The following is a 23,252-nucleotide window of genomic DNA, read 5'->3' as shown; positions in this document are numbered from 1 at the left end:
ACATATTTTTTAAATCCCAAATTAAACCTTATTTAAATACAATACGTTTTTATTATACAAAATGAGATAATTTATAGAAGTTTAAAAGGAATATTTTATGGCAGATGAAAAACAGATTGATGTTTTAGTTTTACTTGATGTTGGTGGACTTCAAGATGAAGAAAAACTAGAAAAATTTTTAAAAAGAAAAAGTTTTAAAGCAGTTGAAGGAGAAAAACATGTTTATACTTCTTTTTCTACAACTACATTAGTTACTACAAAAGCATTTATTTTAGAGATATTTAAAGAAGGACTTCAAAAAGCAGGTTTTGAGGATGCTAACTTAGTATTTTTATTAAATGAAACACCCTATCCACCTTACTTTTATGATAAAGAAACAGGCTTTTTTGAAGAGATAAAAGAAGAAAAATAGTGAAAAGTATTTACGAATTTTTAAAAAACTTAAAAGATGAAAAAAGATTAAAAGAGTGTGAGCTTTTAATTGTAAATGATGATAAACAAGCTCAAATAGCAAATGATATTGTCTCTTATTTAGGTTTTACTCCTTTTGTTTTATCTGATTTTAGAGCTAATTTTGGAGATGATTTATTATCTTTTAGTGAAGAATTACAAGATATTACTAAAGCTTTAAATGGTTTTTATAACTATAAAAAACAAAATAAAATTTTAATCTCACCTATTAGAACTATCTCTTATCCTATGCCAAAAGCAAAGTGTTTTGATAACTATGAAATAGCTTTTGCTGATACTATAAATCTTGAAGAACTAAAATCAAAACTTTACAATTGGGGTTACTATTTTGTTGATATTGTAACTTCAGAAGCAGAAGTTTCTATAAGAGGTGATATTTTAGATATTTGCCCTTTAGGAAGTGAGTTTGGATATAGAGTATCTTTCTTTGATGATGAAGTTGAAAGTATTAGAAAGTTTGATATTGAAGATCAAAAATCATTTAAAGAAGAGATTGAAAGCTTTACAATTACACCTGCATTTTTAGCCTTAGATGAAGAGACTTTTGAAGGTATTAGTGAACAAGTTCAAAGTGTTGAATCTGATGCTTTTGTAAAAGATATTCACTCTCTTGGATTTTGGTATTTAAATGATTTAGGTGAGTATCTACCTCAAAACATGAATAGTTTTATTACACAAGAAGCCTTAGAAGAGTTAGATGAAGTTTATGTATTTGAAGATAAGAGACTAAATAAAGATAAGTTTTTATCAACTCCTCAAGTTTATAAAGCAAAAACATACCAAGAAATAGCTCCTGCAAATGTAAAAGAGTTTATCTCTTTTCATGAAGGTAAAAAAGTTAATATTATTTCATCTACAGAAGCTAAAATTAAAGCATATGATTTAGAACTTAGTGATACAAATATCAACTATATAATTGAACCATATATCTTAAATGTTATTGGTGATGATGAAATCATCATATCTTTAAATAAAGAGATAAAAACAAGAAGAAAGAAAAGAGTAAAACTAGTACTTGATGAACTTCAAGAAAATGATTTTGTAGTTCACGAAAAACATGGTATTGGACAATACAAAGGAATAGAGCCTGTTACAGTTATGGGAGCTAAAAGAGACTTTGTTATTGTTATGTATGCAGGTGATGATAAGCTTTTAATTCCTGTTGAAAATATAGATTTGATTGATAGATATGTTGCTGATGGAAACTCTTATGCAACAGTTGATAAGCTTGGAAAAGGAAGTTTTGCTAAGCTTAAAGATAAAGTAAAAGATAAATTATTTGCAATTGCAAATGATATTATTAAAATGGCAGCTGCAAGAGAGCTTATAAATGGTGTGAAGATAAATACTGATAAACAAGTTTTACTTGATTTCCAAAAAAATGCAGGGTTTGATTATACAAAAGATCAAGCAAAAGCTGTTAGAGATATTTTTGCTGATTTAAGTAGTGGTCGAGTAATGGATAGACTTTTATCAGGTGATGTTGGATTTGGTAAAACAGAAGTTGCAATGAATGCACTTTTAGCAGTTGTTTTAGATGGTAAACAAGCTTTATTTGTTTGTCCTACAACACTACTTGCTACACAACATTTCCATGGAATGCAAAAAAGGTTCGAGCAGTATGGTTTCCCTATGGCTAAGCTTGATGGTAAAACTTCAACAAAAGAGAAAAATCATATCAAAAAAGGGCTTGAGACAGGTGAGATTAAACTAGTTGTGGGAACTCACTCATTACTTGGAGTTAAAACAAATGATTTAGCTTTAGTTGTTATTGACGAAGAGCATAAATTTGGAGTAAAACAAAAAGAGAAACTAAAAGCATTAAGAGATGATGTACATATTTTCTCAATGAGTGCTACACCAATTCCAAGAACATTAAACCTTGCCTTATCAAAACTAAAAGGTATGAGTGCCTTGCTTACTCCTCCAAGTGAGAGATTAGGGGTTAGAACTTATGTTAAAGAGTATAGTGATAAACTTATCAAAGAGATAATCTTAAGAGAGAAAAGAAGAGGTGGACAGTTTTTCTATGTTCATAATAATATTGCTTCAATTGAAGCTAAAAAAAGTGATATTGAAGAGATTATTCCAAATATTAAAGTTGAAGTTATTCACTCTAAGATAAAACCTGCTCAAGCTGAAAAGATTATTGATGCCTTTGAAAATAAAGAGTTTGATATTTTACTAGCTACATCTATTGTAGAATCTGGACTTCATTTACCAAATGCAAACTCTATTATTATTGATGGGGCTGATAGATTTGGTATTGCTGATTTACATCAGTTAAGAGGAAGAGTTGGTAGAAGTGACAAAGAAGGTTTCTGTTATTATGTTGTTGAAGATAAAAAACAAATCACAAATGATGCAGTAAAAAGACTTGTTGCTTTAGAATCTAACTCATATTTAGGAAGTGGTACAGCTCTTGCTCACCAAGACTTAGAAATCAGAGGTGGTGGAAATATCATAGGTGAAGCTCAAAGTGGTCATATTAAGCAAATAGGTTATGGTTTGTATCTTAAGATGCTTGAAGAAGCTTTAGCTAGTTTAAGTGGTGAAACAAAAGAAGAGAATAAAACTGTTGATATTAAACTTGCTATTTCAGCATATTTATCTGATGAATATATTACAGAAGATAGAGTAAGATTAGAGCTTTATAGAAGACTTTCTAAATGTCATGATAAAGAAGCTGTTTATGCTATTGAAGAAGAGATGGAAGATAGATTTGGTAAGCCAGATATTCCAACAAAACAGTTCTTAGAGCTTATTATGATTAAAATATTAAGTTTATCTAAGAAAATAAAAACTATTTCATCTTATGAAATGAATATAACATTTGTAAAAGATGATGATTCAAAAGAGACTATAAAATCACCATCAAAAGATGATGATGATATTATAGCAACTACGTTAAAGTATTTAAGAAAGTAAGAAATACAGAGTTGAACTCTGTATTTTTTATTAGTAATTAAAAGCTTTAATTCTTGGACAAGTATTGCAATTTAGACTTGTCTCACTATTTGTACATGAAACACATGGATGATCTGCTGAATCTCCTAAATCTCTTTGTTTTGTACAATTTATATTTTGTAAAGCCATAAATGATACATTTAAGGCAGGGTCAAAGGCTAATCTGTCTATTATCCTACTTGGAACATTTCTGTTTTTAGCTAAAGCTCTTCTAACATTTGTAGATACATCAAACTTTAACTCATCCATTAGTTCAATATCAGTAGTATTCAAAGCTAATTGAATTTTTTCTACGTGATTTCTTACTATATTATTAGCACTCATATTAGCTCCTTTATATTATATAACATAAATTATAACATTTAAAAGGTACTATAATGGTAATAATTTGCTGAAATTTTGGAATTTGTTATGTTGAGTGTTATATTTATTTATGATTTAAAGAAAAATAGATTAAAAAAAAGAGAAAAGTAAGCACAAAACTTTTCTCTTTTTGAATAAGGAGGAGTTTAAAGGAAGCAATACTACTGCTTACTCTGTGAATAAATTAATGGGTTTAATTTATTTCTGAATGTATTATAATAAGAATTCATGTATAAAAAGTGTATTTTTTACAAAATTGTCAATTTTTTTTGAAATTTAATTGACAAACTACTTGTGCATGGTCACTTTTAAGAATAGAACCATCGTGATTTTCTTCAATATGTTCATTAAAAATCTCATAATTATCTATATTTGCAACACTTTTTGTATTTTTTTTGCTAAGTGCATTACTAATAAATATAAAATCTAAAACATTTCCTTTACCTACAAAGTAACTTGTAGCTTCTCTTTTTATCTCTTTTTGTTCAGGATGGGGATTATAGATTTTTCTTTCATGTTCATAATAAGCATCTTTTAAAATAAATGTCTCTTTTCTAGTTTCATCATGATATTTATTATTTGATAGGGCATCTATAGTTAAAGAGTGAAGCCTATCATTTAAATCACATACTAATATATAAGGTTTATCTTTTTGTTTTTTCATATCAAAAAATAGTGAAGAAGCCTCGCAAAGTCTTTGTTTTAGTGATTTACTAAAGTTTTCTTTTAAAGCTTTTTGAACTTGTTTGTTTTTTTCTTCAAGTGTATGTTTTTCATTAAAAATATATTCAAACTCATTTTCTCTGTTTGATTTTAGATGACAAACATAGATTGTGAAAGTTTGGTCATTTGGAAGTGTAACATCAGCTTTTATAGGAGTTCTAGCAAATTTAAAGGGTCCTTTAAAATGATGTTTTTTCAAACTTGGAGTATGGGTTTTAACATTTTTTATATTTGATATTGGGTGTTTTGAAGCAAGTGCAACGGTCGTACTAACATAAACAAGTTCATTTTTTTCATGAACTCTTGGTGTATCAACTGTTACAAAGTATTCAAAGCCTAGTTCTTTACATAAATCTTTTAGGGCATTTTGAGAGAATACTTCTTGAAAACCAATAACATCACAATCCATTGAAGTTATTTGTTTTTTTATCCAAGTTGTTTTCTCTATCCATTGTTCTTGTGTGAATTTGTCTTTTTTTACATACCAGCTGTAAGGTGGTTCTACAAATTGAAATAAATTAAATGTTCCGACTCTTATTTTCATAAATGAAGTATATCAAAGTTTTTAACAATCTTTGGTTATGATTACGCCATGAAAAAAGAATATGATGTAATAGTAATTGGTTCTGGTGGAGCTGGAATGATTGCAGCAATAACTGCAAAAAAATTAGGATTTGATGTTTTACTTTTAGAAAAACTAAGTTCCCTTGGTGCAAAACTAAAAGCAACAGGTGGAGGAAAGTGTAATCTTACTAATACTTTAAGTAAAGAGGATTTTATGAGCTCTTTTGGAAGAAACGGTAAGTTTATGATGACTGCTATTAATATGTTGGATAAAAATGACCTAAGAGAGTTTTTCTCAAGTATAGGTGTTCAAACAGATACAAAAGATGGTTTTAGAATTTTTCCTGTTACTCATAACTCTTCTACAATTATAAATGCTTTACAAAAAGAGTTAGAAAGACTTGAAGTAGAAGTCTTATGTGATTGTAAAGTTGATAGACTTTTATGTGACAATACAAAAATCACAGGAGTTCAAACACAAAAAGGAAACTTTGAATCACCTAATGTAATAGTAGCAACAGGTGGACTAGGATTTCCAATGCTTGGAGCAAATGGTGATGGTTATGAGTTTGCAAAAGAGTTAGGACACAAAGTAACAGACCTTTATCCTGCTATGCTTCCTGTATATGTAAAAGAGACTTGGGTAGCAAACTGTACAGCTGATACAATTGCAAAAGCAATTGTGAGAATTGATTTGAAAAAAGCTAAAAAACTAAAAGCTGTTGGAGACTTGATTTTTACATCGAAGGGCTTAAGAGGTCCAGTTATCTTAGATTTTTCTAGGGAGATTACTCCTTTACTTGAAAAGTATAATGAAGTTCCACTTTTAATAAATATGGTAAAAGGTAAAAGTGAAGATGAGATTTTTCAACACTTGAAAAAGCAAGGTACTTTAAAGCCTGATGCAAATGTAGTTGAGCTTTTAAGTACTCTTTTACCAGCTTCTGTATCAAAAGAGTTATGTTTACAAGTAAAAGCAAAACTTGATAAAAAGTTTAAAGACCAAGATGGACAAACTAGAAATGATTTAGTAAATATAGTTGCAAATACACCATTTACAGTTACAGACTCAGTAGGCTTTAAAAAAGCTATGATTACAAGAGGTGGAGTAAGCTTAAAAGAGATAAATCCAAACACAATGCAAAGTAAAATAGTTGATGGATTATATTTTTGTGGTGAAGTTATGGATTTAGATGGACCATGTGGTGGTTATAATCTTCAATGGTCTTTTTCAAGTGGATTTTTAGCTGGACATTTAAAAAAGTAGTAAAAGAGTTTTGTTACTCTTTTACAATTACTTGATTTCTTCCTTTTTCTTTTGCCTCATATAAAGCTTCATCTGCCAATTTATAAAGTTCATTATAATCACTCATATTTGCTACATTTTTAGTCACTAATCCAATAGATGCTGTAATATATTTACTAACTTGGCTTTTTTCATGTGGAATATTTAAGTTCTCAATTGTTTTTAAAATTATATTCGCAAAGTTTTTAGCACTAGTTGTATCATTACTTATAAATAAAATACCAAACTCTTCCCCACCTAATCTAAAGGCATAATCACTTGCTCTTTTTAGTGAGTTTTTCAGGCTTGCTGCTACTTTTTTTAGTGCTTCATCTCCTGCTTGATGACCATAATTATCATTGTATTTTTTGAAATAATCAATATCTAACATGATAAAATTAAGAAGGCTTTCTTCTCTTTTTGCTCTAAAGAACTCTTTTTCGATAGTTTCATTAAAAAATCTTCTATTTCTTAGTTTTGTTAGTTCATCAGTAATTGATAAGTATTCAACTTTTTTCTTATCTGTTATATCATGTCTAATTGCAGTATAACCTATGATTTTTTCTTTTTTATAAATAGGTTGAATTACAGTATCAACCCAATAATTCTGTCCATTTTTTGCAAGATTTAGAATTTCACCTCTCCAAATCTCACCTTTTTCTAGTTTTTCCCACATCTGTTTATAAAATATTTTTGGTATATCAGGATGTCTTACTATATTATGAGATTGTCCTATAAGCTCATCTTTTGAATAACCAGAAATCTCACAAAAAGCATCACTTACATTTGTAATATTTCCTTTTACATCAGTTGAAGAAGTAATTACATGTTTATTAATAATCTCTAAATATGATTGTTGTTTGATTATTGCTTTATTTCTTGATTTTAAAGTTTTATTTAAACTATTTGCTAAATCTTCAAACTCTTCATATGTTAAAAGTTGAGTATCAATTTTCTTATTTTTTTTAGAAGCTTTTTTAAATGAATCAATTAGATTATCAATATTGTTTCTAAGTTTTAACGATACTTGCTCTGAAATTAAATAAACAATTGCTAATAGTAAAATTAACACTAAAATTAAACTTACACTCTGTTTTATGATATTGTTTATAACTTCTTTTTTTCTTGATTGAATATGCTTTTGTACTTCATCTATATATAAACCACTTCCTATTATCCAACCCCATTTATCATATCCTTTTACAAAAGATATTTTTTCAAACTCTTTTTGAGAGTTTAATTTCTTGAAATCATAAGAGAAGAAATTTCCACCATTTTTTATTTTTTCCATTTGTAGGTTAAATAATTGTGTATTTGGATAATCTCTTGGTTCTTTTAATTTCTCCCCATTGAAAACTAAGGCTTTTTTATCAATCCTATTTACAAATATATATCCATGTAACCCATATCTAATATTAGCAATATCTTCTAATATAGTCTGTTTTATTTCATTTGTAATATCATCTATATATTCACCTGTACCAATATGCCAATTAAAGGGTTTAAACATCTTTATATAACTTATTTTAGGGTATTGAACATTATCATTTAAATCAGGTTTTACAAAATAAGTTTTTAAAAAGCCTTCATCTTTTTCAAGTGCAATTTTTGCTTGTTCTTGTATAAATAGTTTTCCCGTTTTATCTTTTAAATTCCAAATATTACTATTTACATGTAATTTTGATTTAGTATTAAATAATACTGCTCGTCCATCATTTCTATTTATAAAAAAGTAGGCTCTTTTATTTGAAAAAGATATATTTTTTAAAGCAGTTACGATTAAATATTTTATTTCTTCATCACTTTTTACATCTTTATTGTCATTATAAATAGAAGTTGCTATTGTATGAGCTAAATGAACTCTTTTTTTTACAAGAGCTTTTATTTGGTTATTTATTTCTTTTTCTTTTTTTTCTATTTGGGCATGTACTTTAAGTACTTCAGTTTTAACTTCTTGTTTTTTTAAATCAATAAAGTCTCTTTGAACATGCTCAATTTCGTCTTGGAAGCTTTTGTATTGAAAAAATATAGAAATAATAAAAGTAAAAAATATAGATATGAAAGCAATTGTAAAATTAGTTCTAGATGTAGTATTAATTAACTGCATATATTTTCCACATAATTATTTTATTTCTAGTATAGTATAAAAAATATTAATATACATAAGTTTTACATCTAAAATATAGACTAAAAATGGCTATTTAATATTAAATTAACACATCTGTGATATATTTTTATAAAAAAAGGAACCATAATGAAATTAAAATTACTAACACTACTGTTTTTAAGTGTATCGACAATGTTTGCTTCATCTTTAAGTGTAAAAAATGCTTATGTTAGAGCAACTCCACCAAATCTACCAAATAGTGCCGCTTTTATGGAGATTACAAATAGTTCAAATGAGAAAATCTCATTAGTAAGTGCTACATCAAATGCTTCAAATGTTGTTGAATTACATACTCATGATATGAAAGATGGAGTTATGAAAATGTATCAAGTTCCTAAGATTGATATAGAAGCTAACTCTACTACAGTTTTAAAACCTGGTGGTTTTCATGTAATGTTAATTGATTTAAAAACAAAACCTTTAAAAGAAGAAATGGAAGTTGAAGTTGTTTTAAACTTTTCAAATGGACAAGTAGTAAAAGTTTTTGCACCTGTAAAAAAAGTTATGGCAGGAATGATGATGAAAAATCATGGTATGCCTAATAAACAAAAAATGTCTTGTGGCGCAGGTAAGTGCGGACAATAATCTATGAATAAAACTTTAATAGTTCAAATAGTTGGAATTACTGTAATTGTAGCAGGCTATTTTTTAATAGATTTTAATAAAGTTTATGACTATTTTAAAGGTGAAGTAGAATATACCGTTCAAAATAGTAACTGTAATTTACATGAATCTGAATGTAAAATAGTTTTAGATAATGGTAAAGAGTTTACTTTAGAAGTTTTTCCTAAAGATATTCCTCTTATGCAAAATCTAAGATTTAAACTTAAAAGTAATGATGAGAATTTAGAAAATATTTCATTAAATATATATGCTACAAATATGTTTATGGGGTATTTTGACTTAAAGTTTAAGAACTTAGGAAATGGACTTTATGAAGCAACTGGAACTCTTCCAACTTGTCCTGTTGGAAATATGAAATGGAATGCTGATATAAGTTTAGAAAAAATGAATGAAAGAGTTGGGGCAAGATTTCAGTTCCAAACTACAAGGTAGAAAATGAAAAAGTTATCATATTTAATTTCTACAATAATTGCTGTTGGAATTATTGTTTTAATAGAACCATATATAAATGAAGCAAAAGAGAATAGCAAATACTCTTTTGAGGTTCAAACAAAAGATGGAGATATTACGAAAGAGAGTTTTGAAGGAAAAGTTCTAGCTATATATTTTGGTTATACTTTTTGTCCTGATGTTTGTCCTACTTCATTAAGTTCTCTAGCTCATGCTTTAAATAGTTTTGATAAAGAAGTTATTGAAAAAAATTTTGAAGGTCTTTTTATTTCTGTTGATCCTAACAGAGATAAACTTGAAGACTTAGCTTCTTATGCTAAGTATTTTCACCCAACTTTTAAAGGAGCTACTTCAAATAAAGAAAATATAGATGATATTGTTAAAAGATATGGAACATACTATAAGAAAATAGAGTTAGAAAACTCTTCTATGGGATACTCTGTTGCTCATACTTCATATATTTACTTTTTTGATAAAAAAGGAAACTTTGTAAAAAAAGTTGACCACTTCTCTAATCCTGAACAATTAAAAAAAGTATTAAAGTCTTTACTTTAATACTTCTTATTCTCATTAAACTTACATTAAACTACAATTTAAATAGCATTAAAAGCTTCATGTCATAATTTTATTAACGAAAAAAGAAGGATAAAAAATGACAACTAAAACAAAAATCTTATCAGCACTAGTTTTAAGTGCTTCATTAGCAACAGGTGCATTTGCATACGGAAACAAAGGTGAGTGTGATATTAATAAGTCTCATAAAATGATGAACAAACAACATATGGGACATAAAAAAGGTCATGATTCAATTTTCTCAACTCTTAAAAAATTAAATCTTAGTGATTCTCAAAAAGCAGAGATTAAAAAAATTATGAGTGAATCAAAAAATAAAGAATCAATATCAGAAGCTTTTACTAAATCTTCATTTAATAAAGATAAATATATTGAGATTATGAGTGAAAAAAGAGAGAATATGATAAAATCAAAAGCTTTAAAAATTGAAAAAATCTATTCTATTCTAGATGAAAAACAAAAAGAGCAGTTTAAAACACTACTTGATTTAAAAGCAGAAAGAATGCATCAAAAAGGTATGAATTTTGATAAAAATAGCAATGGTAGAGGATGATTTAGAATTAGCAGATGTTCTAACTCAATACCTAAAAAAATTTAATATAGAAGTTACAAACTATGAAGAGCCTTTTATGGCTCTTTCATCGTTAAAAATAAATAAATTTGATTTAGTAATACTTGATTTAACTCTTCCTGGAATGGATGGCTTAGATGTTTGTAAACAGATTGTAAAAGATTTTGATTTACCTATTATTATATCAAGTGCTAGAAGTGATATTACAGATAAAGTTACAGCTTTACAATTAGGAGCTGATGACTACTTACCTAAACCTTATGACCCAAGAGAACTTGAGGTTAGAATAAAAACAATTTTAAGAAGATTTAATCATTCAAAAGAAACAGAAGTTAAACCTAAAAAGCTTTTTGTTCTAGATGAAGAAAAAAAACAAATAAGTAAAAATGATAATTATGTTAAACTTACAGCAGCAGAGTATGAAGTTTTATCTTTAATGATTAGACGAGAAAACTTTGTTATTTCAAGGGAAGAGATTTTTGAAAATTCTGATTTATTAAATCAAGATTATGAAAGTTCAGGCTCACTTGCTGTTATTATAAACAGAATAAGACAAAAGATTGAAGATAATCCAAAAGAGCCAAAATATCTTCAAACTATTAGAGGAATGGGGTATAAATTTACACAATGAATAGATCATCAATATTTTTTACAATAACAGTTAGTTTTATTATTTCAATTATATTAGTAATCGTGAGTTTTTTCTTACTTATGACTCATAACTATAAAACTCAAGAAAAAGAGTTGCTAGATAGATATATTCCTATAGTTAAAAGAGTTATGGATAGACATCATAAAGGTGGTTTAGACATAAATTTTGTAAGAGGTTTAAATGAATATAATTACGAACTTTTTACTGATAAAGGTAAAATCAATGCTATTACATATAATCCTAAAACAAAAGTTTTAGTTCAAAAAGAATCAAAAAGAAGAGACTCAATCTTTAGAGTTTTAAAACTAAATGATTTTAACTATATTTATATGAAAAAAAGAGGTGAAACTATTTTAGTAAAAGACAATACAGCAAGTTCACACGATTCTAATATTTATATTATCTTAGTATTTGCAGTTGTTATTATTACTATTATTTTGATGTATTTAATTACTCTTAGAAAACTAATGCCTTTAAAAATTTTAAAAGACAAAGTAAAGACTTTGGGTGATGAAAACTTTGATTTTGAGTGTTGTAACTTAGATGGAAAAGATGAAGTTTCATTATTAGCAGTTGAGTTTAAAAATGCAGCAAAAAAACTTAAAGATGTAAAAGAAGCAAGAAATGTATTTATTAGAAATATAATGCATGAATTAAAAACGCCTATTACAAAGGGAAAATTTCTAGTAGAACTTGAAAAAAATGCTCAAAATGATGAAAAATTAAAAGAAGTATTTATTAGATTGGAAGGTTTAATAAATGAATTTGCTTCAATTGAAGAGTTGATTTCTTCAACTAAAAATGTAGAGAAAAAAATATATTTTATTGATGATGTAGTTGATAATGCAAAAGATATTTTAATGGTTGAAGATGATTGTGTGGTAAAAAAATATGAAAATAAAAAAATAGAAGTAAATTTTAAACTATTTTCAATTGCAGTTAAAAACCTAATTGATAATGCTTTAAAGTACTCAAGTAATTCAAAAGTATTTATCAAAAGTGATGGAGATAATTTAATTTTTGAAAATGAGGGTAAAGCTTTAGAGTTTGATTTAGAGAAGTATTTTGAACCTTTCTTTAGTTCAGAGGTAAATAATAAAGACTCTTTTGGATTAGGGCTTTATATAATTTTTAATATTTTAAAAGCTAATAACTACACTTTAGATTATGAATATGAAAATGGTATAAATAGATTTATATGTAAAAAGGATGAAGTATCTACGATATAGCAATTATAGGGGCTGGGGCAAGTGGATTGATGTTTGCCTCAAATTTAAATAAAAAAGTTTTTAAAAATGTTTGTATGATAGAAGCAAATGCAAAAATTGGAGCTAAAATAAAAGTTTCTGGTGGAGCAAAATGTAATATTACAAATGAGTATGTAAGTGAAAAAAACTATTTAGGTGATAGAGAACTTGTAAAAAGTCTGTTAAAAGATTTTTCAAAAGATGAAACATTAGAATTTTTAAATAAAAATGGTGTTTATCCTAAACTTAATCCCAAAATTGTAAAGGGTACTTATTTTTGTAACTCTTCTTCTGATGTTATTGAGATGTTTACAAAGTTAACATCTCATATTAAAAAGTATTTAAATACTAAAGTTTTGGATGTTACTTTTGAAAATGATATTTTTAAAATAAAAACTGACAATAAAATTATTGAAGCAAAAAAAGTTGTAGTTTCAAGTGGAGGTTTATCTTATGCCTCATTGGGGGCTAGTTCTATTGCTTTTGATATAGCAAAGAAGTTTGGACATACTATTGAAAAACTTGAACCTGCACTTGTTGGTTTTACTGTACAAAAAGATCAATTTTGGTTTAAAAACTTATCAGGAATTTCAACTTATGTGAATAGTTATATTGAAGGGAAAAGATTTGAAGGTTCATTTTTATTTGCTCATAAAGGCTGTTCAGGTCCTGTAATTTTAACAACATCACTATATTGGAAAAAAGGAAAACTAGCTATTGACTTCTTACCTAAAAGTGATATGTCTAAATTATTAAAAGGTAATAAAAAAATCTCTTCTGCACTTCCTTTTGCAAAAAGATTTACTCTTGAGTTTTTGAATTCAATTGGCTTAAAAGATAAAGCTGTAAATGAATTAACACAAGAAGAAAAACAGAAATTAGAAGTTTTAAAATATTATGAATTTTCACCAGCTGGGAACTTTGGATATACAAAAGCTGAAGTTACAAAAGGTGGAATAAATACAGATGAAATAAATCATAATAACTTTGAAAGTTTAAAACAGAAAAATCTATATTTTATTGGTGAGTGTTTAGATATTACCGGTGAATTGGGTGGTTTTAACTTCCAAGTCTCTTTTAGTGAAGCAATAAGGTGTGCTAGAAACATAAGAAATTAATAGGTTTTTATATTTCATTTATTAAAAATAAGATATTATTCAAACTTATAAGTACTTATTAAGGTTGATTAATGCTTTTTGGAAACAAAAAATTAGAGAATGAAATAATATCTCTTAAAAGTGAAATAGAAGAATTAAAGTCACAACTTGCTCAAAAAGACAATCAAATTGAGCAGTTGCATACACAAATAAATAATAATCCTTATGAAGAGGATTTAAATAAATGTAAGAATGAGTTAGAGCTTTTTAAAGAGACTGCTAAACTTTCTCAAGAAGAAGGATTAGTTGTATTTAGCCCTAATGATGAAGTACATTTTGTAAATAATATTGCAAAAGCAAATATAAGTGATTATTCTATAGTTTTAGATGCAGTAAAAACAAATAGTCAAACTTTAATTATGGATGATTGTGAAGCAAACATTTTAATCAAAGAGTTTGATGGATATAAAATCGCATCATTAAGAAAAACATCTATTCATGATAATAAAGAGGGTGGTTTATTAGAAAGACATAATAAAAATATGACTAACTCTTTAACATCAACTCAAAGTACATATATGTCTTTATTAGAAGACCTACAAGGAATGATGAAAGAGTCTAAAGATACTGCAAATGGTTCTACTAAAGGCTTAAATCTAACTACTGAAATTGTTGAAGATACAAGATATTTACGAGAAGAGATTCAAAAAGAGAATGACATAGTAAATTCATTGGTTTCTAAAAGTAAAGATATATCAGAAGTAATTACAATAATTCAAGAAATTGCATTTCAAACAAACATTTTATCACTAAATGCAGCTGTAGAAGCAGCCACAGCAGGGGAAGCAGGAAAAGGTTTTGCCGTTGTTGCTCAAGAAGTTAGAAATCTAGCATCAAGAAGTGCGGATGCTGCAACACAAATTAAAAATGTTGTTGATTCAATACAAGCTGATACAGCAAAAATAAAAAATAGTTCAGAAGTTGTAGGAAAAGGTGTTGTTGAAACAAAAGAGAGAGTTGACACACTAAGTGAACTTATGAATTCATTCCAAAGAAATGCAAATAGATCTGTTTATGAAGTTGAAAACATTTCTAATAAAATCTTTATCAATCTTGCAAAATTAGACCATGTAATTTATAAAAATAATTTATATCAATTAATCTTTGGCGGGGAACATAGCTTTAAAGCAGTTGACCACCATAACTGTAGATTAGGTAAATGGTATGATACTGGTTTAGGAAAAGATGAATTTAGTTTTGTTCCCTCTTATAGACACTTAGAAAAATACCATGCAACAGTTCATGATGAAGCTAACTTATTAGCAGATGAGTGTTCAGGTCATTCAGTATCTTGTTCTAAACAATTAATTGAAGACAAAATTGAATTAGTTGAAAATGCAAGTGAAAATGTATTTATTTACCTTGATAAAATTTTAGAAGAAAAAAGTCACTCGATTATGAAAGATGCTGCTAAAAAGCTTTTTGATTAAAAGGATATATAATGAACGAAAAATATAGAGTATTAATAGTAGATGATGAAAGAGAAATTCTTTCTATGTTAAGTAGATTTTTAAATAGAAGTGGAAAATTTGATGTTTCAACGCAAGTAAATCCTGTATTAGCAGTTGATTCTTTAAAACATAGTTCATATGATATTATTTTATTAGATATTATGATGCCTCAAATGAATGGTTTAGATGCTTTAGAGAAGATAATGGAATTAAATAATGATCAAAAAGTAATCATGATGACAGCTTATTCTACTTTAGATAAGGTTTTAAAATCTCATAAACATGGTGCAACACATTATGTGATGAAACCTTTTGATTCTTTAGGTGTTTTAGAAAAAAAGATTTTAGAAGTTTTAAAGTCATAAAATGTCAAATAAAAGCCTCCTTGTTAGGTTATTTATATCATTTATTTTAATCTCAACGATTACAATAGTTATTATAGATAATAAAAAAGAAGAGAGTTTAAATCATACTCTTCTTCTTGAAAAACAAAAACTCAGAAACTCTTATGAAAATGCTTTTGAACGAATTAAAGATAAAGCAGACTTAATTTTAAATAATAATTTATATGATGAAAAACTATACACATATTTTGTAGAGAATAAAAAAAAGGAATTGTACTCTTATTTAAAAGATGACTTTTTTTATTTAAAATCAAAAGGTTTAAAGCAGTTGAGTTTTTATAATAAAAAAAATGAACTGATTTTAAAAATGAATGATTCTTTATCTAGCAAAACAAATATTACTTATGAGTTAAAAAAAGATATTACATTTTTCAATCTTTTAAAAGAAGATGCAACTATTGGTTTTAGTAAATCAATTTATGATAAAAACTTACTATTTAAAGGTACAGTTTTTTTAGAGTTTTCTGTTAATAGCTTGATAACTGATATTATGCAAGATATTGACTATAATGTTTTTCTTTTATTTCCTAAAATAAATATAGATTCTAAAATCTATGAAGAATTTATATTAAATAATGAATATTTTATCAAGAATGATAATTTTACAAATAAAAGATATGATACTTCAATTTTAGAAAAGATTGTAGAATCATCGAATTACAATCTAAAAATAGAGATGAAAAACTCTAGTGATTTAAGTTTTTTATATAAAAATGATAACTTTTCAAATCCTGTTTTTTTAATGCCTTTAGATAAGACATTTTTTCATAAAAATATTTATTTATTTGCTTATATGGATAAAAAAGAGTCTTTATATATGAAAATCAAGACAAATTATAATCTATTTATATTTTTTGTTATAGTTTTATACTCTATTCTTCTATTTGTTATTTATAAATATTTAAATACAAAAAGTAAAAATAATAGTCTAAAAAAAGAGCATGAAGACCTTTTAAAAGCTATTGATTCTTATGTTGTAATGGTTGAAACTGATACTAAAGGAGTTATAACTTTTGCAACGCAGGCATTTTGTAATATTTGTGGATATAGTAAGGATGAATTACTTAATAGAAATATAAATATTCTGAGGCATCCAGATGTTTCCCCTAAGTTTTTTGAGGTTTTATGGCAAAAGTTAAAACAAGACCATAAATGGGAAGGTGAAATAAAAAATCTTAATAAGTTTGCTAATTCATATTGGGTAAAAGGAACAATAATTGCAAAGTATGACGCAAACAATAGAGTTTGTGGATATACTTCAATAAGAGTTAATACTACAGATTCAAAGCAGTTAAAAAAGATTAATAGTTTACTAAAAGAGGATTTATCAAATAAGTTAAATGAAATTAAAATGAAAGATAAAAACTTATTGGATAGTACTAAAGTTGCTTTAATGAGTAAAGTTTTAGATGCTGTAGCTCATCAATGGAAAAACCCAATTTCTAATATCTCTATAGATTTAGCTAGTTTAAAAGCAAAGTTAAGTGCAAATAAAATCAATAAAAATGAACTATTTGAAATAAACGAAAATATAGAAAAAGAATTAAAATCTTTAGCTATTAGTTTAAATGAGTTTAAATCCTTTTTTACAAAGACACAAAGTAATGATAAATATGATATTAATCAAGTAATAAAAGAAGCTATAACTTCTTTAAAAGAAGAAATAAATAGTTTAAATGTATCTGTTGTACTAAACTCAAAAGAGAATATATTGTGTTTTGGAGTTCATAATGAGTTTAAACATATATTTGTAAATCTTATAAAAAACTCTTTAAAAGAAATAAAAACAATTAGCGTTAAAAACCCAGTAATTGAGATTTCAATCATTGAAGATAAAAGTGATATTGTAATTAAGTATTGTGATAATTTAAATATTAAAAATAGAGTTATTGAAGAAGTTTTTTCTCAAGATGACAGTAACACAAATATCGAAGAAGAGGATATAAGTATTTATATTACAAAACTTTTAATTCAAAAAGCAGGAGCAAAAGTTTGGTTTGAGAATAATAGTGAAGAAAATATTTTATATATGAAATTAGTTTCTGAAGATAGAAGAAAGAGTAAAAGGTAAAATCATGAGAGTAAACTTTTATATAAGACTTTTTTTAACTTTTATTCTTTTTGCTTCATTTTTACTAATTTTTTCTTTATTCTCATTTGAGAAATTTTATAAGAATGATATAAAAGATAAAAATATTGAAAAAGTAGTAAATATTTTAACTGAAAATCAAAAATTTATGGATGGGTATTTAGAAAAAAGTTCATCTTTACTTTTTAATATAAAATTTAGCAAAGCATTAGAACAGTATGTTTCAAACAAAAATACAAGATATCTAGAAAGTTTACTTTCTAATATAAAAATTACTAATCCTGAATTGCTAAATTTTAGAATTATTGATTTTGAAGGAAATGAGAAACTAAAATACTTATTTGATGAGTATTCACTAGTAAAAAAACAGAACAATTTAAACAATATAAAAAGAAGTGAATTATATAAGCAAATTACTTCTTTAAATCCAACAGATGTATATTATTCGAAAATCAATTTGTTAAAAGAGAATAATGAAATACAATTTCCTTTAGTTTGGCTTCAAAGCCATGTTTTAAAAGTTGATGATTTTTTTATAGTATTTGATATAAATATAAAAAAACTTTTTGAGAGAATAGAAAAAAATGGTTTATCAATATCTTATATAGTAGATGAGGCAGGTAATTTCTTAATACATGAAGATAGTAAATTTAATGGTTCAAAATATTTTATTCCAAACTATACTTTAAAAGATTTATATTCAAATTTATGGGAAAGAGTTTTAAATGAAAAAGAGATTATAGGTGATAAGTTCATTTCAAAAAGAGTCTATTTTTCTAAAGATGAATATCTAATTTTTATTATAAATATCGAAGAGATATTTACTGAAAATACTTTAGAAATATTTAAAAAGTATTTTGAATCAATTATAATTATTGGTCTTTTAATTTCAGTTATTCTAACTATTATTTTAACAGAACCAATTTCTAAACTAAATAGAAAGATTTTGGAAAAAAATGAAGATTTAAGTTTAAGTGTACAAAAGAGCTATTTAGAATTAAGTGATAGTTTGAATACAATTGATAGACATATCATGTCTATTCGATTAGATACAAATGGTCTTATAACTGATGTAAGTAGTGCCTTTTGTGAAATCTCTGGTTTTTCAAAAAGTGAATTAATAGGTCATCCCCATAGGATTCTAATTCATTCAGATATGAATTCTCAATCTTATGAAAATGTTTGGAAATATATTAAGAAAGGAAATGCTCATAGCTTTGAAGTTAAGTGTTTGAAAAAAGATGGAACATACTTCTGGTCAGAATCATTTATTGAACCAATTTATGATATCAAAAATAGTTTAATTGGTTTTACTGTAATTAGAAATAATATTACAGATAAAAAAACAATACAAAAGTTATATGAAGATTTAAATGTTCGAGTTAACCAATATAACACAATGTTTGAAAATGTAAATAGTGGAATAGCTTTAGTTGATTTAAATGGTAGTTTTCTGAAGCTTAATAAATCTTTTTCAGAACTTTTGATTTATACAAATGAAGAACTTCTTTCCATGAGCTTTTTTGATGTCATAAAAAAAGAATCAAAAGAGTTTTTACAAAAACTTTTTACAGAAGTACTTCAAATTGGTTCAATTAGAAGTATTGAAAAAATATTTATAGATAAAAACGGTGAAGAAGTTCATTTAGAGTTATCATTAAGTTTATTGGCTGATAGAAAGCACTTTGTTTTAGTAATAAACTCTTTAGAAGATAAAAGAAAATTACAACAATTAAATCAAACTTTAGAGACTAAAATCAAAGATGAAGTAGAAAAAAGTAGACAGAAAGATAAAATACATCAACAAGAGCAAATTAGAAATGCTAAATTAAGTTCTATTGGTGCTCTTGCTGCTGGGATTACTCATGAAATTAATACTCCTTTGACTTATATTAAAGGTAACTTTGAGATGATGGGGTATGATATTGAAGATTTACCTAATAGTGAAATAAAAACTAGAATGCTTGAAGATAGTATAAAAATAAATGAAGGTATTAATAGAATTGCTAATATTGTTGAATCAATGAGGGAAATTTCACAAAGTTCAAATGAGAAAAAAGAGAGTGTAAATATCTATTCAACACTAATTACAGCTTTAACAATGGCATATAATAGATCAAAACAAGTATGTCCTATTTTGCTTAATGATGAAGAGTTTAGTTTAAATAATATTGATAAAAATAAGTATGTTTATCAAAGTAAAATTCAAAAGCAAAGAATTGAACAAGTATGGATAATTATTTTGAATAATGCCTTAGATGAACTAGTAAAAATTGACAATTATGAGAACAGATTATTAAAAATAAATCTATATGAAGAAAATAATTATATAATTGTAAGGTTTATTGATAATGCCGGTGGAATTAAAGAAGATATCATAGATAATATCTTTCAACCTTTTATTTCCTCAAAAGAGCATAGTGGAATGGGTGTTGGTTTAAATATAGCAAAAAAGATTATTGAACAGCAAGAGGGTGAAATTGTAGCTTTTAACAAAGATGAGGGTGCAATTTTTGAAATAAAATTAAAAAAAGAATTAGGTGAATAGAATGAAAAAGTTTATATTTATTGCTGTTGCAGTTGTATTGCTAGCATTAGCTCCATTAGGAGTTAAAAATATAATAGATGAAGAAGTTTCAAAACAGAGTTTATTATTAGAAAAGAAAGGGCTTAAAGTTGAAGTATTAAGCTCAAATGGATATTTAAAAACAAAAAGAGATTTTGAGCTTACAATTGAAGATGAAAAAAAATTCAAAGAGTTTTTGAGAGATAGTTTTGTTGAAAAATATCCTACATATGAAGCTTTATTCGATTCTATTGTAGAAGAAGATACAAAAGAGTTTGATGAATTTTTAAGAGGTCTTGTATTTAAAGGGGATATTAGTAATTCAAATATTAACTATAATAGTGATATAGATGTATATGTTTATTTACATAAATTCTCAGATGAGATAATGAGTGAATTAAATAGAAATAAAGATAAAAATCAAGAAGTATTATCTCTATTAAATAAAAAAGCTTTAGCCTTTGATATAAATCTTACAAATAAAGCTAAATTAAAAAGAATTGCTTTAAAAGATATAGATGAAAGAGTTGTTTCAAAAAATAGTTTAGGGCATACATCTGATACTACTTTTAAAGTATTATCATACTTCTTTGAAAATAAATCAACACAAGAGCTTTTAAAAGGAAAACTTAATCTTGATAAGTTTTTAATTCAGACATCAAAAGAAAATGAAAATTCAATAATGGATTTAACTTCTTTAGTTTATAACTTTACATATTTAAATGAATATATTAATAGTTCAGATTTAAAATTAAAAGAGTTTTCTTTTTTAGTTGATGGAGTAAATGTAGATATTAATAATTTAGATTTAAAATCAAAAGGTCTTGTAAAAAGTGGTATTTATAGAACACAATTAGATTTAAAAACAGATGATTTTAGATTTTTAACTCCAGCAGATAAATTTACTATAGAGTCAATTTTACTAAATATAGATTTTAATAATATTGATTATGAAAGACTTAGAAATTTAAATAGTTCATATATCAATCTTGAATTAATATCTTTAGATAAGACTTTAACAAAAAATGAAAGATCTCAAAAACTATCATATGCAGTTGAAACTCTAATAAATGACATTGATGAGGTTTTAAATTATGGAGCCACATTAAAAGCTAACTTGGATTTAAAAGCATTAGATTCAAGAATCTCTTTTGAAACTATTGATTTAGATATTGATTTAACTTTACAAAAAAATAATCTAACTTTTCAAACACTAAATAAAAAAGAGTTGTTATCAAATATAGATGGAACAATAAATATTGTATTACCAAAAAAAGATTTTATAGTTTTATTAAAAGAGATAAATTCAAATATCGGTATGCTTTTAAGTGTTTATGCAAAAGAAGAAAAAAATCAAGTATTATTTAATATTGACATAAAAAATGGTGAAATTTTTGTAAATGATAAAAAGCTAAACTAAAACTTTTACTTGATACAATTTGCCAATTTAAAATCTACAAGGAAAATTTTGAGATTAGCATTTATAGGTGATATAGTAGGAAGACCTGGAAGAAAAATAATTAAAGAGAATTTAGCAAAAATAAGAGAAGAATATAATATTGATTTTGTTATTGCAAATGCAGAGAATGCAAGCCATGGTTTTGGACTTACTATTAAAAATTGTGATGAATTATTAAAAGCTGGAATTGATATTATTACAGGAGGTAATCACTCTTTTGATAAGAAAAAAGAGATGATAGTTTTATTAGAAACAAAACCTGTATTAAGACCAGATAACTACCCATTAGGTGTACCTGGAAAGGGAGTTGAAGTTTGTGAAGTTCAAACAGAAGAAGGTTTAGAGAAAATAGCTGTTGTAAATTTAATGGGACAGTTTGCAATGCCAACAGTTGAAAATCCATTTAACTGGGCAAAAAAAGTAGTAGAAAATCTTCATGAACAAGGTGTAAAAAATATTTTTATAGATTTTCATGGAGAAGCTACAAGTGAAAAAAGAGTTATGCTTATGATGTTTAAAAATCAGGTAAGTGCAATTTGTGGAACACACACTCATGTTGGAACAGATGATTTACAGATTTTTGAAAATACGGCTTATTTAACTGATATTGGACTTACAGGATGTAGAGATAATGTAATTGGAATGGATTCTTATGTTCCTATTCAAAAAGCAACTACAGGGCTTGGAGGACATTTTGAAATACCAAATTCATGTAAATCAATTTTACAAATGATGGTAGTTGATATAAAAGATGGGAAAGCTGTTGATTCATTTAAAATCAAAAAGCTATGTGATAAGAATGACCATATTATTACAAAGGCTATGATTGATTGAGATTAATAGCTCTTATGATTTATTAGTTTATTTAAAAAATCAAGACTTAATTCCTCATAATTTAGAGTATTGGTGGCCTAATGATAATGATTTTGAAATCTTAATAGGCTCAATACTTACTCAAAACACTAAATGGCAGAATGTAGAAAAATCACTAGAAAATTTAAGAGAATTAGATCTTTTAAGTTTAGAGAAACTAAGTGAGGTTGAATTACCTATTTTAATTCATGCCATAACTCCAAGTGGGTTCAAAAATCAAAAATCAAAAAGATTAATACAATTAAGTAGAAATATTCTTGAAGAGTTTGGCTCATTTGAGAATTTTAAAGAAAACGTATCTAGACAATGGCTTCTTTCTCAAAAAGGAATAGGTCAAGAAACTGCTGATGCAATATTATGTTATTCTTGTCATCAAGAATATATGGTTGTTGATTCATACACCAATAGATTATTAAAAAGATTTGGTTATGAGTTTGAGTCATATTCCGATATACAGACATGGATAGTATATGGAATTAATGAAAATTACGATAAAATAGCCAAACTTTATGGCTATGAGATTAGTTTAAACAAACTTTATGCACGGTTTCATGGCAAAATTGTCGAGTTTATGAAACGCAATCCAAAGGGTTAAT

The 23,252-nt window shown here is 26.1% G+C and carries 20 protein-coding genes and 1 pseudogene; 18 read left to right on the top strand and 3 right to left on the bottom strand.

Features of this window, described 5'->3' with window-relative positions; translation table 11 throughout:
- Positions 1-97 precede the first annotated feature (97 nt).
- Positions 98-412, top strand: coding sequence for a hypothetical protein (locus ACH5BF_RS04610; RefSeq protein ID WP_423273017.1), 315 nt, complete (start codon positions 98-100; stop codon positions 410-412).
- The gene (gene mfd / locus ACH5BF_RS04605) at positions 412-3,399 is read left to right on the top strand and encodes a transcription-repair coupling factor (protein WP_423273016.1); all 2,988 of its coding nucleotides are present in this window, start codon (positions 412-414) and stop codon (positions 3,397-3,399) included. The genes ACH5BF_RS04610 and mfd overlap by 1 nt, the downstream gene beginning before the upstream one ends.
- A 30-nt stretch (positions 3,400-3,429) precedes the next feature.
- On the opposite strand, the gene ACH5BF_RS04600 is transcribed toward mfd, so the two are convergent.
- Positions 3,430-3,762 (bottom strand): hypothetical protein, encoded by a 333-nt coding sequence (locus tag ACH5BF_RS04600; RefSeq protein WP_423273015.1) that lies wholly within the window; start codon positions 3,760-3,762, stop codon positions 3,430-3,432.
- Between the two features lie 298 nt (positions 3,763-4,060).
- A complete protein-coding gene (locus ACH5BF_RS04595) occupies positions 4,061-5,068 on the bottom strand; it encodes an endonuclease/exonuclease/phosphatase family protein (protein ID WP_423273013.1) in 1,008 nt (335 codons plus the stop codon).
- Positions 5,069-5,116: 48 nt separating this feature from the next.
- On the opposite strand from ACH5BF_RS04595, the gene ACH5BF_RS04590 reads away from it, so the two are divergent.
- Entirely contained in the window at positions 5,117-6,355 is a 1,239-nt protein-coding gene (locus ACH5BF_RS04590; RefSeq protein ID WP_423273012.1) for a BaiN/RdsA family NAD(P)/FAD-dependent oxidoreductase, read from the top strand.
- A gap of 13 nt (positions 6,356-6,368) precedes the next feature.
- Here the strand turns inward: ACH5BF_RS04590 and ACH5BF_RS04585 are convergent, their stop codons facing one another.
- A complete protein-coding gene (locus ACH5BF_RS04585) occupies positions 6,369-8,480 on the bottom strand; it encodes a cache domain-containing protein (RefSeq protein ID WP_423273011.1) in 2,112 nt (703 codons plus the stop codon).
- Between the two features lie 147 nt (positions 8,481-8,627).
- On the opposite strand from ACH5BF_RS04585, the gene ACH5BF_RS04580 reads away from it, so the two are divergent.
- The 15 genes and pseudogenes from ACH5BF_RS04580 to ACH5BF_RS04515 all read left to right on the top strand — a co-directional run bounded on the left by ACH5BF_RS04580 (position 8,628) and on the right by ACH5BF_RS04515 (position 23,251).
- Entirely contained in the window at positions 8,628-9,125 is a 498-nt protein-coding gene (locus ACH5BF_RS04580) for a copper chaperone PCu(A)C (RefSeq protein WP_423273009.1), read from the top strand.
- 3 nt (positions 9,126-9,128) lie between these two features.
- The gene (locus tag ACH5BF_RS04575) at positions 9,129-9,596 is read left to right on the top strand and encodes a hypothetical protein (protein WP_423273008.1); all 468 of its coding nucleotides are present in this window, start codon (positions 9,129-9,131) and stop codon (positions 9,594-9,596) included.
- A gap of 3 nt (positions 9,597-9,599) precedes the next feature.
- Positions 9,600-10,169: an SCO family protein gene (locus ACH5BF_RS04570; protein ID WP_423273006.1), complete on the top strand. Its 570-nt coding sequence runs from the start codon at positions 9,600-9,602 to the stop codon at positions 10,167-10,169.
- Between the two features lie 97 nt (positions 10,170-10,266).
- Positions 10,267-10,740 (top strand): Spy/CpxP family protein refolding chaperone, encoded by a 474-nt coding sequence (locus ACH5BF_RS04565; RefSeq protein WP_423273004.1) that lies wholly within the window; start codon positions 10,267-10,269, stop codon positions 10,738-10,740.
- The gene (locus tag ACH5BF_RS04560; RefSeq protein ID WP_423273003.1) at positions 10,712-11,389 is read left to right on the top strand and encodes a response regulator transcription factor; all 678 of its coding nucleotides are present in this window, start codon (positions 10,712-10,714) and stop codon (positions 11,387-11,389) included. Before ACH5BF_RS04565 ends, ACH5BF_RS04560 begins: the two co-directional genes overlap by 29 nt.
- On the top strand, positions 11,386-12,639 hold the full coding sequence (locus ACH5BF_RS04555) for an ArsS family sensor histidine kinase (RefSeq protein WP_423273002.1): 1,254 nt from the start codon (positions 11,386-11,388) through the stop codon (positions 12,637-12,639). The genes ACH5BF_RS04560 and ACH5BF_RS04555 overlap by 4 nt, the downstream gene beginning before the upstream one ends.
- A 29-nt stretch (positions 12,640-12,668) precedes the next feature.
- On the top strand, positions 12,669-13,775 hold the full coding sequence (locus ACH5BF_RS04550; protein ID WP_423273001.1) for an aminoacetone oxidase family FAD-binding enzyme: 1,107 nt from the start codon (positions 12,669-12,671) through the stop codon (positions 13,773-13,775).
- Between the two features lie 71 nt (positions 13,776-13,846).
- A pseudogene (locus ACH5BF_RS04545) lies at positions 13,847-14,836 on the top strand (methyl-accepting chemotaxis protein); the annotation flags it as partial.
- 6 nt (positions 14,837-14,842) lie between these two features.
- A complete protein-coding gene (locus ACH5BF_RS14230) occupies positions 14,843-15,244 on the top strand; it encodes a CZB domain-containing protein (RefSeq protein WP_490372048.1) in 402 nt (133 codons plus the stop codon).
- A gap of 11 nt (positions 15,245-15,255) precedes the next feature.
- Positions 15,256-15,630: a response regulator gene (locus ACH5BF_RS04540; protein ID WP_423272999.1), complete on the top strand. Its 375-nt coding sequence runs from the start codon at positions 15,256-15,258 to the stop codon at positions 15,628-15,630.
- Position 15,631: 1 nt separating this feature from the next.
- Complete coding sequence (locus ACH5BF_RS04535) at positions 15,632-17,740, top strand: PAS domain S-box protein (RefSeq protein WP_423272997.1); 2,109 nt, start codon at positions 15,632-15,634, stop codon at positions 17,738-17,740.
- A gap of 4 nt (positions 17,741-17,744) precedes the next feature.
- On the top strand, positions 17,745-20,306 hold the full coding sequence (locus ACH5BF_RS04530) for a PAS domain S-box protein (RefSeq protein WP_423272996.1): 2,562 nt from the start codon (positions 17,745-17,747) through the stop codon (positions 20,304-20,306).
- A 1-nt stretch (position 20,307) separates the two neighbouring features.
- Positions 20,308-21,744 carry a YdgA family protein gene (locus ACH5BF_RS04525; protein ID WP_423272994.1) on the top strand — a complete coding sequence of 479 codons (1,437 nt, stop codon included), beginning with the start codon at positions 20,308-20,310 and terminating at the stop codon, positions 21,742-21,744.
- 48 nt (positions 21,745-21,792) lie between these two features.
- Positions 21,793-22,617, top strand: a complete 825-nt coding sequence (locus tag ACH5BF_RS04520; RefSeq protein ID WP_423272993.1) for a TIGR00282 family metallophosphoesterase — start codon at positions 21,793-21,795, stop codon at positions 22,615-22,617.
- Positions 22,610-23,251 (top strand): 3-methyladenine DNA glycosylase, encoded by a 642-nt coding sequence (locus ACH5BF_RS04515; protein ID WP_423272991.1) that lies wholly within the window; start codon positions 22,610-22,612, stop codon positions 23,249-23,251. Before ACH5BF_RS04520 ends, ACH5BF_RS04515 begins: the two co-directional genes overlap by 8 nt.
- The last annotated feature ends 1 nt before the right edge of the window (position 23,252 follow it).

The sequence above is a fragment of the Arcobacter pernae genome (genome assembly GCF_049472135.1).
In the GTDB taxonomy this organism is placed as follows: Bacteria; Campylobacterota; Campylobacteria; order Campylobacterales; family Arcobacteraceae; genus Arcobacter_B.
The sequence above is the reverse complement of the archived record's forward strand: the minus strand, read 5'-3'. Positions and strand labels throughout refer to the sequence as shown.

Excerpts from the sequence above, each read along its gene's own strand:
- ACH5BF_RS04535 (WP_423272997.1), top strand. The coding sequence starts at position 15,632 with ATGTCAAATAAAAGCCTCCTTGTTAGGTTATTTATATCATTTATTTTA.
- ACH5BF_RS04610 (WP_423273017.1), top strand. The coding sequence starts at position 98 with ATGGCAGATGAAAAACAGATTGATGTTTTAGTTTTACTTGATGTTGGT.
- ACH5BF_RS04595 (WP_423273013.1), bottom strand. The coding sequence starts at position 5,068 with ATGAAAATAAGAGTCGGAACATTTAATTTATTTCAATTTGTAGAACCA.
- ACH5BF_RS04585 (WP_423273011.1), bottom strand. The coding sequence starts at position 8,480 with ATGCAGTTAATTAATACTACATCTAGAACTAATTTTACAATTGCTTTC.
- ACH5BF_RS04565 (WP_423273004.1), top strand. The coding sequence starts at position 10,267 with ATGACAACTAAAACAAAAATCTTATCAGCACTAGTTTTAAGTGCTTCA.
- ACH5BF_RS04570 (WP_423273006.1), top strand. The coding sequence starts at position 9,600 with ATGAAAAAGTTATCATATTTAATTTCTACAATAATTGCTGTTGGAATT.
- ACH5BF_RS04590 (WP_423273012.1), top strand. The coding sequence starts at position 5,117 with ATGAAAAAAGAATATGATGTAATAGTAATTGGTTCTGGTGGAGCTGGA.
- ACH5BF_RS04555 (WP_423273002.1), top strand. The coding sequence starts at position 11,386 with ATGAATAGATCATCAATATTTTTTACAATAACAGTTAGTTTTATTATT.
- ACH5BF_RS04530 (WP_423272996.1), top strand. The coding sequence starts at position 17,745 with ATGAGAGTAAACTTTTATATAAGACTTTTTTTAACTTTTATTCTTTTT.
- ACH5BF_RS04540 (WP_423272999.1), top strand. The coding sequence starts at position 15,256 with ATGAACGAAAAATATAGAGTATTAATAGTAGATGATGAAAGAGAAATT.
- ACH5BF_RS04600 (WP_423273015.1), bottom strand. The coding sequence starts at position 3,762 with ATGAGTGCTAATAATATAGTAAGAAATCACGTAGAAAAAATTCAATTA.
- ACH5BF_RS04580 (WP_423273009.1), top strand. The coding sequence starts at position 8,628 with ATGAAATTAAAATTACTAACACTACTGTTTTTAAGTGTATCGACAATG.
- ACH5BF_RS04575 (WP_423273008.1), top strand. The coding sequence starts at position 9,129 with ATGAATAAAACTTTAATAGTTCAAATAGTTGGAATTACTGTAATTGTA.
- ACH5BF_RS04525 (WP_423272994.1), top strand. The coding sequence starts at position 20,308 with ATGAAAAAGTTTATATTTATTGCTGTTGCAGTTGTATTGCTAGCATTA.
- ACH5BF_RS04550 (WP_423273001.1), top strand. The coding sequence starts at position 12,669 with ATGTTTGCCTCAAATTTAAATAAAAAAGTTTTTAAAAATGTTTGTATG.